The organism is Oceanisphaera sp. IT1-181 (assembly GCF_033807535.1).
Classification (GTDB): domain Bacteria; phylum Pseudomonadota; class Gammaproteobacteria; order Enterobacterales; family Aeromonadaceae; genus Oceanimonas.
In genome coordinates this window covers 1,303,942-1,318,022 of record NZ_CP136856.1, presented here as the reverse complement: position 1 = coordinate 1,318,022, position 14,081 = coordinate 1,303,942, and the positions used below count along the sequence as shown (strand labels likewise).

11 protein-coding genes and 1 tRNA gene are annotated in these 14,081 nt (G+C 49.3%); 6 read left to right on the top strand and 6 right to left on the bottom strand.

The genetic code is table 11. The features are described from left to right. Positions 1-37 precede the first annotated feature (37 nt). The gene (cmk, locus tag R0134_RS06065; RefSeq protein WP_319783920.1) at positions 38-733 is read right to left on the bottom strand and encodes a (d)CMP kinase; all 696 of its coding nucleotides are present in this window, start codon (positions 731-733) and stop codon (positions 38-40) included. A gap of 239 nt (positions 734-972) precedes the next feature. Here cmk and ribA point away from each other — a divergent pair, with 239 nt between their 5' ends. Beyond that, complete coding sequence (gene ribA, locus R0134_RS06060; protein WP_087034517.1) at positions 973-1,566, top strand: GTP cyclohydrolase II; 594 nt, start codon at positions 973-975, stop codon at positions 1,564-1,566. Between the two features lie 673 nt (positions 1,567-2,239). On the opposite strand, the gene R0134_RS06055 is transcribed toward ribA, so the two are convergent. From R0134_RS06055 to R0134_RS06045, 3 genes are all read right to left on the bottom strand, one after another. Beyond that, on the bottom strand, positions 2,240-2,944 hold the full coding sequence (locus tag R0134_RS06055) for an SDR family NAD(P)-dependent oxidoreductase (RefSeq protein ID WP_319783919.1): 705 nt from the start codon (positions 2,942-2,944) through the stop codon (positions 2,240-2,242). Positions 2,945-3,033: 89 nt separating this feature from the next. After that, positions 3,034-3,753: a TIGR01621 family pseudouridine synthase gene (locus R0134_RS06050; RefSeq protein ID WP_319783918.1), complete on the bottom strand. Its 720-nt coding sequence runs from the start codon at positions 3,751-3,753 to the stop codon at positions 3,034-3,036. Positions 3,754-3,852: 99 nt separating this feature from the next. Then, positions 3,853-3,943, bottom strand: a tRNA-Ser gene (locus R0134_RS06045). Between the two features lie 298 nt (positions 3,944-4,241). Here R0134_RS06045 and R0134_RS06040 point away from each other — a divergent pair. The 3 genes from R0134_RS06040 (at position 4,242) to R0134_RS06030 (ending at position 8,009) form a co-directional block, all read left to right on the top strand. After that, positions 4,242-4,901, top strand: a complete 660-nt coding sequence (locus R0134_RS06040; protein WP_319783917.1) for a Bax inhibitor-1/YccA family protein — start codon at positions 4,242-4,244, stop codon at positions 4,899-4,901. A gap of 479 nt (positions 4,902-5,380) precedes the next feature. After that, positions 5,381-7,615: a YccS family putative transporter gene (yccS, locus tag R0134_RS06035; protein ID WP_319783916.1), complete on the top strand. Its 2,235-nt coding sequence runs from the start codon at positions 5,381-5,383 to the stop codon at positions 7,613-7,615. A 64-nt stretch (positions 7,616-7,679) separates the two neighbouring features. After that, a complete protein-coding gene (locus tag R0134_RS06030) occupies positions 7,680-8,009 on the top strand; it encodes a TusE/DsrC/DsvC family sulfur relay protein (RefSeq protein WP_087034522.1) in 330 nt (109 codons plus the stop codon). Between the two features lie 78 nt (positions 8,010-8,087). On the opposite strand, the gene R0134_RS06025 is transcribed toward R0134_RS06030, so the two are convergent. After that, entirely contained in the window at positions 8,088-8,432 is a 345-nt protein-coding gene (locus R0134_RS06025) for a Grx4 family monothiol glutaredoxin (RefSeq protein WP_319783915.1), read from the bottom strand. A gap of 370 nt (positions 8,433-8,802) precedes the next feature. On the opposite strand from R0134_RS06025, the gene sodB reads away from it, so the two are divergent. Both sodB and pyk read left to right on the top strand, forming a co-directional pair. Beyond that, the gene (gene sodB, locus R0134_RS06020) at positions 8,803-9,384 is read left to right on the top strand and encodes a superoxide dismutase [Fe] (RefSeq protein WP_087034524.1); all 582 of its coding nucleotides are present in this window, start codon (positions 8,803-8,805) and stop codon (positions 9,382-9,384) included. 657 nt (positions 9,385-10,041) lie between these two features. After that, positions 10,042-11,481, top strand: coding sequence for a pyruvate kinase (pyk, locus tag R0134_RS06015; RefSeq protein ID WP_319783914.1), 1,440 nt, complete (start codon positions 10,042-10,044; stop codon positions 11,479-11,481). 335 nt (positions 11,482-11,816) lie between these two features. On the opposite strand, the gene R0134_RS06010 is transcribed toward pyk, so the two are convergent. Further along, on the bottom strand, positions 11,817-14,051 hold the full coding sequence (locus R0134_RS06010; RefSeq protein ID WP_319783912.1) for an acyl-CoA dehydrogenase: 2,235 nt from the start codon (positions 14,049-14,051) through the stop codon (positions 11,817-11,819). Between the last annotated feature and the right edge of the window lie 30 nt (positions 14,052-14,081).

Here is a 14,081-nt window from a genome sequence, read left to right as displayed (position 1 = left end):
TTTTCAAATCTATTTTAAGCGAGTAAACCGATACGGTTTAATCCGTTACCTGAAGACCTACGATATTAACTTTAGTATGACTCAGCACTTTATCCAGCACTTGCGTGATAGATAAATTTGTTGAATCAATCACTAAGGCATCATCTGCCGCTTTCAAAGGCGCAGTGGCCCGATTACGGTCTCGATCGTCACGCGCTTGAATTTCGCTTAAAAGACGGTCAAAACTAACATCAAAGCCCTTATCTTGCAACTGTAGAAGACGGCGTTGGGCCCTTTCTTCGGCGCTGGCATCAAGAAAAATTTTCACCTGTGCATCAGGAAAAACCACAGTGCCCATGTCTCGGCCATCGGCAATCAAGCCAGGCGCCACCCGAAAAGCACGCTGACGGCGCAGTAAAGCCTCACGTACGCGAGGAAAAGCCGCTACTTTGCTGGCCGCGCTGCCCATTTGTTCGGTGCGGATCGCATGAGACACGTCCTCGCCTTCTAAAATCGTTTTTACATGACCATCTAACACCGGAAATTGCACATCTAAGTAGGCCGCAAGCGGTACTAATCCCGCTTCATCCTCAAGCGCCACATTATGGTGCAGGGCAGCCAATGCCAACACCCGATAAATGGCGCCCGAGTCGAGCAGTTGCCATTGCATTTTTTCAGCCAGCAATTGGCAAAGCGTGCCTTTACCCGCCCCTCCGGGGCCATCCACGGTAATGACGGGTGCTTGTTCTGTCATGGCTTTCTCCAGTAAATCATCGGCTTGAGCACGCGTTTAATCTGGTGCTATATGGGCGGCAGTATACCTAAATCGATAGTTAAAATGCAGCAATTACCATTTTTTACCGCACAAAATCTATACGCTCAAGCACTTGCCCTACATTGCGCCTATACCTGTCTGCACTTCCGCTTTACAATGAACGCCATTTTTTTGTTACTTGATAACTAACTTCATCTTAATAACTAAAGAGGAACGCCATGAGCAGTGTTACCCGGATGGCAAACTCAAAGCTGCCGACCCGCTGGGGCACCTTTACCCTGATCGGTTTTGAAGAAAAAGGCACAGGTAAAGATCATGCCGCCCTCGTTATGGGGACCCTAGACGACAACCTGCCGGTATTGGGTCGCATTCATTCAGAATGCTTAACCGGTGATGCGCTGTTTAGCCTGCGTTGCGACTGTGGCTTTCAGCTGCAAGCTGCCATGGAGCGCATTGCTAAAGAAGGCCGTGGTGTACTGCTATATGTACGCCAAGAAGGCCGCGGTATTGGTTTACTCAATAAAATCAGCGCCTATAATCTGCAAGACCAAGGTAAAGACACCGTAGAAGCCAACGTTGAGCTTGGCTTTGACGCGGACATGCGTGACTACACCATTTGTGCCGACATGCTGCACGATTTAGGTGTTAAACAGATGCAATTAATGACCAATAATCCGCGCAAAGTCACCGCGCTGGAAAGCTTTGGCATTGAGGTTACCGAGCGCGTGCCATTAGAAGAAGGTCGCAACCCCTTCAATGAGCACTATTTAGATACTAAGGCCGGCAAGCTGGGTCATATGTTTAAAGACTAATGGTTCGCCGTTAAGCGTTAAGCCTGATTAAGTTAGTCATTAGGCACTAACGACCTTAAGTTAAAAAAGGCGCAACACCCACAGTTTTGGGTGTTGCGCCTTTTTTGAAAGTTATATCGTTACCTGATTACGTATGAACCTCAGCCATAATGCACCCTGTTTCGGTTTGTTCTTCGTAGCTGCCCCGTCTCTTTAATAAAGAGGACTTCGGCAGGCCAGCTCTGCTGGCTGTTACTGAGGTTTAGATTTAAACCAAAACACCAGACCGGGCCGAAGTCCTCTTCGCCGAAGAGACGGGCCCCTACAAGGTCAAAATACCAAACTGAGCCTCATATTCTTGCCGAAGATGCGGCACCTCTCTGTAACCTATTGAATTCATTGATGCTGAATTTACTGAAACATAGCTGAGCTTTGTGGGTAATAAGGTATCGTTAACTCGGCCTTGGACATATATTAGAGTTATAGCCCACCCCGTTATTTGGTGGCCTGAGTCGAAAAATTTAAGGCCGGTATCAAACCGTGCCGATTAGGTTTTAGCCAGGATCACGACTGAGGTCGATATTGCCTTACACTCACCGATCAAAACTTTTTCGCTCTTATCTCTATTTTTCCGTGCGTTCCGTGTTCTTCCGTGGCAAAAATTCTTTAATCTTTATTCGCCATGACGTACTGTTTAAGGCAGCACTTCTTGGCCATCCCACGCCCATATTCGCCCCGACTGTTCAGCCGTTAAGCCATCTAACACCTGCAGTAAATGTGCCGCCGCCTGCAAAGGTGTGTGCAATTGCCCCTCGCTCAAGCCTGCTCTGAACGGAGCGGATAACTCGGTGGCGACCGTACCCGGATGCAATCCCACTATATAAGCGTGAGGGAAACGGCGTTGCCACTCGATGCTGATGGTTTTAATGGCCATGTTCAGCGCCGCCTTACTGATGCGATAGCTATACCATCCGCCGGCACGATTATCACTGATACTGCCCACCCGTGCTGATAAGGCAGCAAAGTGCAGCGCATGGGTACGGGTTAAACGCGTGGAAAGGTATTGCGCCATGGCCAGCGTAGGCCAAGTATTAATGTGTAGGCTGTTATTGAATGCGGTTTCAGTCACTTGCTCGAGGCGTTTTTCCGGCGTTTGGTCTGCTTGCTGCAGCATGCCTAACGTATTGATCACCGTATCGGGCAAAGGATATTGATTGCAGATCTCCGCCAAGGCGCTGGCGTTAGTATTATCTACCGCGTGCCACTTCGTTTGTGGCCAAGCCAAATCCGACAACTTGGGCCGCGTGCGGCTAAGCAGCAGCACATCATCGCCCCGCGCTGCAAGCGCTTCGGTTAGCGCACATCCAATACCACCCGCACCCATTATCCAGTACTGCATGCCCTACTCTCCTCGCATAACTATATAAGTAAGCCCATCAACAAACATAGACTGAGCCGTTTCTATTAGCTTAAAGATGGCGAGCAGTATTAGGCGGCAATCGTAGGGCTGGGAGTGCTGCTAGGGCGGGGAGTATCGAGCATACTTTCTGCCCATTGGGTTAATTGATCTGCGTGGCGCAAAAAATGCTCGCCAACGTTTAAAGGGGCACGTACGCAGATTTGCTCACCTTGATAACTAAAACGTAGCTGCCAAGCATGCAAATAAACACGGTCAGAGGCCATGCCACCATAGCGGGCATCGCCTAATATCGGACTGGCTTGGCTTTTAAGTGCCACGCGCAATTGATGAGTCTTACCGGTGAGGGGTTGCAGTAAGAAACCGCGCAAGGGAGTGGCCAATAAACGATCACCCAACAAAGCATCGCCTAATAAACAGCTATTAAAACGAGTAATGGCCGGATTAAGCAGGCTACGGCTGAGCTTCCAGCTGCCACCGCGGGCTTTTTCCATGTCGCCTTTGATCAGGCCCTGCTTTTTACTGGGCTTACTCGCCGAGAGCGCCAAGTAACACTTGCCAACCTTACGCTCGGCAAACTGCAAGCTGAGCTCTCGATTGGCTTGGGGTTGGCGCGCCAGCAATAACACGCCAGTGGTGACTTTATCTAGGCGATGCACGGGATACACAGCCTCACCCAATTGTTCGCTCAGCAAGCGCACTATACCGGGCTCATCCGCTTCTTGGTGCATGCCAATGCCGGCGGGTTTATTGATCACCACATAATCCGGTGTGCTGAGCAGTATATCCATGCTTAAGTCTCTAAAAGGGTCGATTGAAATTAGAAAATTCAAAAACCTATTAATGCAAAAAGCCCGCTGCGTGTTAACGCAGCGGGCTTTTAAGTTGTATGGCGGAGGAGCAGGGATTTGAACCCTGGATGGGCTATAAACCCATGCCGGTTTTCAAGACCGGTGCATTCAACCACTCTGCCACCCCTCCGACGCCGTGCATATTACTCAAAGCAGACGGCGCTTGTAAACCACTAAATCACAATTTATTAGTAAGTGCGCATAAAGCACGCAAATTGCTGCGTACGCAGCCAATGCAGTATCAAACGTTCATATAGAAGGCTCGACAAGCCGCTCGTCTTATGTCCAAATAGAGTAATATACTTTCATGGTTTTATTACATATCTTTTTTCATGTTTTTTTATAATTATGGGTTTTGTTTAACAGCCGTAGATTAGGTCTACACTGCTAACCATACCGATAAGTCAGTTAGAGCTTAAGGAGCTTTTATGCGCTACCAAAATTCGATACCCCACACTCAAACAAGTGAGTTGGCCACTAATAAGGTACTACGTAACACTTATATGCTGCTCGGCATGACGCTAGTAGTGGCCTCTTTAGCGGCCGGTATCAGTGCCATGTTCGGCCTGCCCCGCCCAGGACTGATTATTACCTTGGTCGGCTTTTATGGCCTGATGTACTTAACCGAAAAAAATCGTGATAGCAGCTTAGGCTTATTGTTTATTTTCGCCTTTACCGCTTTTACGGGTTACACCATAGGTCCCATCATTAATCACTACCTCAGTAGTAGCAGTGGTACCGAAACCGTGATGTTGGCCTTAGGCGGCACCGCGCTTACCTTCTTATCTTTGTCCGCTTATGTATTAACCACTAAGAAAGACATGTCTTTCTTAGGCGGCATGATGATGGCGGGTTTTGTGGTGTTGCTGGTAGGGATAGTGGCTAATATTTTCTTCCAGCTGCCCGCCTTAAGCCAAGCCTTGAGTGCACTGTTTATTTTGTTCTCATCCGGTGCCATCTTGATGCAGACCAGCGCCATAATTCATGGCGGTGAGCGCAACTACATCTCGGCCGCCGTGACCTTGTATGTCTCTATCTTTAATATCTTCTTAAGCTTGCTGAGCCTGATCGGTCTCAGCCGTGACTAAGCCGCCACCCGGCGAAGAGTAAGCTAACGACAAAGCCCCGCAAGGGGCTTTTTTTATGGCTTTGTCCCGTCCTGATTAAGGTTTACATCTTCCATTTATGGCGTAATACCAATCTAAGTAAGTATGTGATCAGTTTTGAAATTGAGCGCTAGAGGCGCAAAGGTCAGCTTTTAATAGCTAATATTTACCTGAGTAAAAAGCACAAAAAATGTAAATACCAACCTACCACAGACGTGGGGTCGCTATCGTTGCAAGAGTATTCGACCTCTTTAGGCCGTGCTATGGTTTTTGGTCGATTGAAATCGACCCTACAGAAGACATAGAAATCTGATCAGTTAGTTTTCCAGATTAGTATAACGCGTAAGGCACATCACTGTTTATGATTGATAAGTAACGTATTATCAAAGGCGACTGCTATTTTTTGTTAGCTCTAAGAGCATTTACCACACCACGTTTGACCATAAGGGTTGCACCAAAAGATGCCTAGCGTTCCCTCCCGATCTGCCTTAATACGCGGACTTAAATCATTCGTCACTAACAGCCACGTCTTTTTGGCCCTGAAAGTGTTGTTGGCCATGGCCAGTATCTTGCTGGTCGGCTTAAGCGTAGATCACACGTCAGCGGCAGTGACGTTGGTGCTGGGAGTGATGGCCGGCGCGTTAAGTGAGGTGGATCAAAATCCTAAAGGCCGACTGCGGCATCTATTAGTCAGCTTGTGTTGCTTTTTTATCGCCATCACCTTGGTCACACTGCTGATCCCCTACCCTTGGGCATTTGGCCCGCTGTTAGTATTAGGTACCTTGGTGTTGATGCTAATGGCCGCGTGGGGCAATACCAAAGGCACCTTAGGCTTTGGCATTTTGCTGGTGTCTTTGTATGCCATGCAAGGTCATGCAGATAGCCCCTCATTTTGGTATCAACCGCTGTTATTAACGCTGGGCGCGGCTTGGTACGGCTTATTGTCTTGGTTAATCTTGGTATTTTGGCCTTACAAGCAAGTGCATGAGCAATTGGCTCAGTGCTACTTTGCTTTATCGCGTTATTTAGTCGAAAAAGCCCGCTTCTTCGATAGCCCAGAAGAGCAGCATCAAGCATTACGCCATCAGTTAGCGCAAGTAAACATCAGTTTAGTCAGCGCGCTGGAGCACACCAAGCGCATGCTTAATCGCCGGCTTAAAGGCACCAACACAGATCTTGAGCTCAATCGCTTATTAGCCTTGTATTTGTTAGTACAAGATATGCACGAGCGCGCCGCTTCCAGTCATTATTCTTATCAGCAATTAAATCACGACTTACATCAAGACCCCGTATTACAAGGCTATCAAGTGCTATTAACTGAGCTTGGCCAGTCTTGTGCCACCTTGGGCTACGCTATTTTGAGTCATTCCCGTTATCAGCACAGTAAGCGCATCAGCTGGGAGCTAAGCGCCTTACAAAATCAAATCGATTACCGTCATCTTCAGCAGCATTATTCCCCCTCATTAGTCAGCTCAATGCGCTATTTAGGGCGCAATATCGGCCATCTGCATCAAGCCTTGCTGCGCGGCGAAGCCCTCACACTGCCAGAGCCGGCGCTTAGCGATGCCCCGGTAGAATTGGCACAAGTGCCACGCCAAGCATTCTGGCCCAAGCTCAAGGCGCTATTGCACCCAGACGCATTATTATTTCGCCACTGCATTCGCTTGTGCGCCTGTTTTGCCCTCGGCTATGGGGTGATCAGTTATTTTGAGCTAACGCGCGGTTATTGGATATTATTAACCATACTGTTTGTCTGCCAGCCCAGCTTTAGTGCCACCCGCCAACGGCTGGTGCAGCGCACCTTAGGCACCCTAGGCGGCATACTGGTGGCGGTGCCGTTATTGGCCGTGTTTCCCAGTGTTGGCGCACAAGTCGTTATTTTATTACTGTGTGCCTTCGTATTTTTCACCCAAACCAAGGTGCATTACAGCTGGGCGGTGGGCTTTGTTACCCTGTTTGTATTATTAGCGTTTAACTTACAAGGCGGTGCAAGTCAGCTTGTTTGGCAGCCGAGGTTATTTGACACACTACTGGGCTGTGCGCTGGCCTTTGTGGCGGTGTGGTGTATTTGGCCAGACTGGCAGCAACGCCATTTGCCCCGCCTCATGGCCGAGGCCATGGACGCTAATGCCGACTATTTGGCCGCCATTGCCAAGCAGTTTACGGAGGGCCGCGTTGACCACCTCGACTATCGATTACCCCGCAAACACGCGCACCTTGCCGACAATCAACTGGCGTTAGCATGGCAGCATATTCGCGTCGAACCGGTGGCTAAATACTGGCTAAATGTGTGCTTTGATATTGCCTATCGCAACCATGCGCTGTTGTCGTATTTATCGGCCTTGGGTGCAAACCGCAGTCAAAACGTACAGTTATTAGCCGACCAAGAACAACAAATACACTACTTGGTGCAACAATTACACGCCTCAGCCCGCGCATTGCGCTGTAATGTCCCTCTACCCTTACCGCAGCACTTAAGTGGCGAAAGTGCCAAGTGCACCGAACTGCCCTTGGCTGCATCCAGCACGGCAGCCGTCTGTGCAGACACGCCAGCAACCGCACAACAAGAATGGCAATGCGTCAGCCAACAGTTGATCACCCACATTGGCCTATTGGTTGACGACTTGTATCAGCTGGCAGAGAATTTTCCGCACACGCATTCCGACACAGCTGCGCCCGATGTCAGAGTTAGGTAATATGGTGCGAATATAACGCCGAGCTGATATTACGCCGGACATAAGCGGGTTTGAAGGAAAGAAGATGTTTGAATTTGCAGGTCGCACCATAGAAACCGACGCCCAAGGCTACCTTAAGCAGCATCAAGAGTGGCAACCCGAAATGGTGCCGTTATTAGCCGAGCAAGAAGGCATAACTTTAAGTAGTGAGCACTGGGAAGTGGTGCAGTTTGTGCGGGATTTTTATCTTAAGTACAACACCTCACCCGCCATGCGTGCGCTGGTAAAAGCCATGGCCAACGAGCTAGGGGCAGATAAAGGTAACAGCCGTTATTTGTTTCGCTTATTTCCTAAAGGCCCCGCCAAGCAAGCCACCAAATTGGCCGGCTTGCCTAAGCCTGCAAAGTGTCTATAACGGCAGCTATACGCCGTACGCTATCCGTAAAAAGACGGTGTTTGTCTTAACGTATCGCGTACGACGTAAGGCTTACCGCTATTTTTTATCTGCTTCTTCTTTCGGGTATTTAGCGGCAGTTTCGGCGATCAGGGACTTAAGTTCGCCCTGTTGAAACATTTCCATGATGATGTCGCAACCGCCTACCAGCTCACCGTCAACCCACAACTGTGGGAAGGTCGGCCAATCGGCGTACTTAGGCAATTCGGCACGGATTTCTGGATTTTGCAAAATATCCACAAACGCAAAAGGTTCGCCACAATTCATCAGCGCTTGTGACGCTTGAGCGGAGAAACCACAGCTGGGGAACTTAGGCGATCCTTTCATATAAAGCAGAATTGGGTTCTCACTGATTTGGGTTTTGATTTTCTCAATTGTTTCCATGCACACCTCAGCAGACGGCTACTTGTTAGCAACCTATTAAAAACGGCAAGTCATCAAGATGACAATTCAACTGCCTATTCTACGTTATCCCTCACCGGTCACAAGTGCGCACGCATAAAATCGACCCATCCCTCACAACTCACTGGCCGTTAGACCTAGATTGCTGAGTAAAAAATACTCCTGTAGCGACAATACCTTACCCTTACAAAAGGTATAGTTGTTTAGCCGTCTAGCTAGCTGCTACAATGGCTGTAGCAAATTAGCGGTGTACGGCTATTCTTGTTGTTGGTCGTGCCCGCCGGATAAAAGCAAGTAGCAATGTCGAGACCAACCTGAAGGTTGGCACCATCAAAAAATGGAGAATATAATAATGGCATTTGAACTTCCCGCCCTGCCGTACGCAAAAAACGCCCTGCTGCCACATATTTCTGAGGAAACTCTGGAGTATCACTACGGTAAGCACCACAACTCTTACGTTGTTAACCTGAACAACTTGGTACCGGGTACTGAGTTTGAAGGCAAGTCTCTGGAAGAAATCATCAAAACTTCTGCTGGCGGTATCTTCAACAACGCAGCACAAATCTGGAACCACACCTTCTATTGGCATTGCTTGGCGCCAAACGGTGGCGGCGAGCCTACCGGTGCGTTGGCTGACGCCATCAAAGCCGCGTTCGGTTCATTTGATGCCTTCAAAGAAGAGTTCACCAAGTCTTGCGTGACTAACTTCGGTTCAGGCTGGACGTGGTTAGTGAAGAATGCCGACGGTACCGTGGCTATCGCTAACACTTCTAACGCCGGTTGCCCGCTGACTGGCGACGCGACTCCGTTGCTGACCTGTGATGTGTGGGAACATGCCTACTACATCGACTATCGCAACGTGCGTCCTGACTATGTAAAGGCCTTCTGGTCTCTGGTTAACTGGGAATTTGCGGCAGAAAACTTCGCCAAGTAAATTTTCAGAGTAAAAAACCCCGGCTTGCCGGGGTTTTTTTATGCCTGTTAAACAGCCTCCCCTTAATCTTATTCAGCGGTTTTATCACACCGCCTGCAGAAAACGCGTCAGCCTGAGCCTCATTAACCCCCTAGCTAACCTCAACTGCGACCGTAATTATCACCGTAACTTTCTCCGTAACTGTCACCACAATGCAGCTAAAGCTGGACTAATAATTAAACAAACGCACACCGACTATCCTGCCAAAGTTGATCTTGTTGTGGGTTATTGCTGTACTGAGTCTGATTTTTATGGGGGTTGTGGACGCGCGTTCAGCTAGCCGCGCTTAAAAGGTTACAAAAAGGCTACAAAATAGCCAACTTTTAACCCTTAGCCTTAATTTCAATCAAACAGTCGCACAAAAACAATCATTTGTGTGACGCGGTCTACACTTTTCAATTCCCTTACGCTATTATCGATAACAATTTATAAACCAAGGATGCTGCATTTAATCGTGAGCGAAGCAAAGGACCTATCTCAAACCAAGGCTAACGCCATGGCATTGAGTTGCTCATTGATAACGAAGCCGCTTTATATTGGCGTATTAAATTATTCGCGTTTTAAACGCGACCGCCACTTCTCTTCTTTATGTGATCTACCTCTACACTGGAGTCTCTTATGTTAAGACGTACCAAGATAGTTACTACCCTGGGCCCGGCGACTGATCGCGACAATAATCTCGAAGGCATTATTAAAGCCGGCGCCAACGTGGTGCGTATGAACTTTTCTCACGGCACCGCCGAAGATCATATGAACCGCGCTAATCAAGTACGTGAAATCGCCAAGAGACTGGGCGTGCACGTGGCGATTCTGGGTGACCTGCAAGGCCCTAAGATCCGCGTTTCTACCTTTAAAGATAAAAAAATCCACTTAAATCTGGGCGACAAGTTTATTTTGGACGCAGACCTTGGCTTAGGCTTAGGCGATGAGACTCAAGTTGGTATCGATTATAAAGACCTGCCACGCGACGTTAAAATTGACGACGTGTTATTGCTGGACGATGGCCGCGTACAACTGCGCGTTGACAGCGTAGAAGGCAACAAAGTATTTACGATCGTGACCGTTGCTGGCCCGCTGTCTAACAACAAAGGCATCAACAAGAAAGGCGGCGGTTTATCTGCTCCTGCGCTGACTGATAAAGACCGCGAAGACATCATTACTGCGGCTAAAATCGGCGTAGATTACTTAGCCGTGTCTTTCCCACGTACTGGCGAAGACATGCGCATTGCCCGTGAATTGGCTCGCGCCGCTGGCAGTAACGCTAAAATGGTCGCTAAAGTTGAGCGTGCTGAAGCCGTTGCCTCTGACGCTGCTATGGAAGATGTAATCTTAGCATCAGACGTAGTCATGGTTGCTCGTGGTGACTTGGGTGTGGAAATTGGTGACTCTGAGCTGGTTGGTGTACAGAAGAAGTTGATCCGTGCTTCACGTCGCTTAAACCGCGTCGTGATTACTGCAACTCAGATGATGGAATCTATGATTTCAGCGCCATTGCCAACGCGTGCCGAAGTCATGGACGTGGCCAACGCGGTACTGGATGGTACCGATGCGGTAATGCTGTCTGCTGAAACTGCAGCCGGTGACTTCCCAATTGAAACCGTTAAAGCCATGGCTGAAGTATGTTTAGGCGCTGAGAAGCACCCAAGCATCAACGTTTCTAATCACCGCATGAACTTCACGTTCACCTCGGTTGAAGAAACCATTGCTATGTCTACCATGTATGCGGCTAACCACTTGCAAGGCGTTAAAGCCATCGTTGCCTTAACTCATTCAGGTACTACTCCGTTACTGCTGTCTCGCATCAGTTCTGGCCTGCCAATCTTCTCCATGTCTGGCGAAGACAAGACACTGGCGTGGAGCAGCATGTACCGCGGCGTAACACCTGTGTACTTCAAGCATGACGTTGCTTTAAACAACGCCCAAGTGAGCCGTGAAGCGCTGGCCACCTTGAAGAAAGCCGGTTACGTGAACAGCGGTGACTTAGTGCTGCTGACCCATGGCGATACCATGGAAGTGATTGGTAGCACCAATACCTGTAAAATTCTGACTGTTGAGTAAGCGTAAACTTTAAGCGAATCAATAGTTAGTAAAAAGCCGCTCCATATAGAGCGGCTTTTTTGATCGTGCTAGAAAACTTATTCGTGTGCTTCATCTGTTTTCAACGTGATTTACGCCTTCGGCGTAATGCGAGAACAAGTGTTCGCCTACAAAAAATGAAACCCCGAACCTGACCGTTCGGGACTTGTTTAGCTTGATGCTCTGCGTTTATCTCTAAGCCGTCTTCCTGACGCACGTCAGGATCTCGTTCTGAGTCTTTAACGCGCAGCGTAAAACGGTTCGCTGAAATTAACGCCTTACGCCTTTCTCCTCACGCTTCACCCCTCACAATCAGCTTACAACTCCCCCGGCTTAAAGCTGTCTACGGCGATGGCGACTTGGCGCAGTGCGTCTGCGTGCTGCAAGAGAGCAATATCGGCATCATCGATAAGATTGTGTTCTTTCGCTTGGGCCAGTAACGCGTTAAACGGTAGCTTACGGGCCAAAGTGCCGGCTTTTTGGGCGGCGCGCAGTTTTTTCTCAAGATCTTGCACACCGACCATGGCTAAAAATGCCGCTTCTACTTCACCGAGTCCAGGCGTGTCACCATCAGGCACATAACAAAGCGAGGTTAAGCGCTGGCGAACACTGGAGTTCGGCGTCATTAACAGCTCGCTAATGGCTTGAGCGTACTTATCCAGGGGCTTTTTATAATGATTACCAAACGGGAAAATCAAGGCTTTAAGTGTGCCAGCCACCACACGATTGGGGAAGTTATCAAAGAAGCCGTCTAGCGCTTCGCCGATCAAATGTAAATTACGACTGAGCGCATAATGTACGAAGGGCAGCTCGTCACTGGGGCGGCCATTGTCTTCAAAAAACTTCAAAGTGGCGCTGCCCAAGTACAAATGACTTAACACATCCCCAAGGCGCGCCGAGATCATCTCTTTACGCTTGAGGTCTCCGCCCAAGATCAGCATCGACATATCCGCACACAAAGCCAAAGCCTTACTCATGCGCGACAGCTGACGATAATAGACCGCCGTGGCACCCGTTACCGGTGAGCGATTTAAGCGCCCGCCCGTTAAGCCCTGCCCCAACGCACCGAATACGTTACCCATAGCAAAACCAATGTGCTTAAACAATAACTTGTCGAACTCATCCAAGCCCGCTTGCTCATCAGGATTGGCCGCCGCTTGTAATTCTTGCAGCACATAAGGGTGACAGCGAGTGGCCCCTTGTCCAAAAATCATCAAATTACGAGTTAAAATATTGGCCCCTTCCACGGTAATGGCCACCGGAATGCCCATATAGTTGTGCGCCAAGTAGTTTTTAGGCCCCATCTGAATGCCTTTTCCCGCGTGCACATCCATGGCGTGATCGAGCACGGTGCGCGCCATTTCCGTCATATGATACTTAGAGATAGCGGTAATAATGGCCGGGCTTTCTTTTAAATCCAATGCTTTAGCCGTGAGACGACGCGTGGCTTCTAACTGATAGGTTAGCCCGCCAATGCTGCCCAGTGCTTCTTGTACCCCTTCGAACTTGCCAATAGAAAGTCCAAACTGCTTGCGCACATAGGCATAAGCACTGGTACTGAGTACCGATAAATGACCACTGGCGGTGCCCAGTGCAGGCAACGAAATACCGCGACCTGCGGATAAACACTCCACCAACATGCGCCAACCTCGGCCGGCAAACTCAGGCCCGCCAATGATCCAATCCAACGGAATAAACACATTTTTCCCGTGGGTGGTGCCATTTAAAAAGGCCAAGCCCATCGGAAAATGGCGGTCGCCAAGCTCCACGCCCCCATGACTGGTGGGGATTAGCGCACAAGTAATGCCGGGCGCTGGGTTATCGCTGAGTAGGCGGTCTGGATCAAAGAGCTTAAACGCCAAGCCTAATACCGTGGCTCTGGGCGCCAGCGTAATGTAGCGTTTATCCCAATTAAGGCGCACGCCGAGCACTTCTTGGCCGTCAAACTCGCCTTTACACACCACGCCTGAATCAGGGATCGCGCCGGCATCTGAGCCCGCTTCAGGCCCGGTTAGTGCAAAACACGGCACTTCTTCGCCCTTGGCTAAGCCCGGCAGCCAGCGGTCTTTTTGCGCCTGGGTACCGTAGTGCATCAGTAGCTCGCCGGGGCCCAAAGAGTTAGGCACCATCACAGTTACGGCCGCACTCACACTGCGCGAGGCAATGCGCGCCACTATGGTGGAATTGGCATAGGCGGAAAAATCACGGCCGCCGTATTCTTTAGGGATAATCAGCGAAAAGAAGCCGTGGTGTTTAATGTAATCCCACACCGGCTCTGGTAACTCACGATCCTCATTAACGATTTTATGATCATCGAGCATGCCAAGCAGGGTTGCCACCTCATTATCGAGAAAGTGCTGCTCTTCATCACTTAAGCGTGAGGGGCCGTAGGCCAATAGCTGAGACCAATTCGGCTTACCACTAAATAACTGACCGTCCCACCATACCGAGCCCGCTTCCATGGCTTCTTGCTCCGTCACTGACAGCGGCGGTAAGATTTTTTTAAAGGTGGCAAAGGCCGGGCCACTGATCCACTTTTTACGTAAACTCATGTTCCACTCCTTATTGCCCACTCAGCTGTG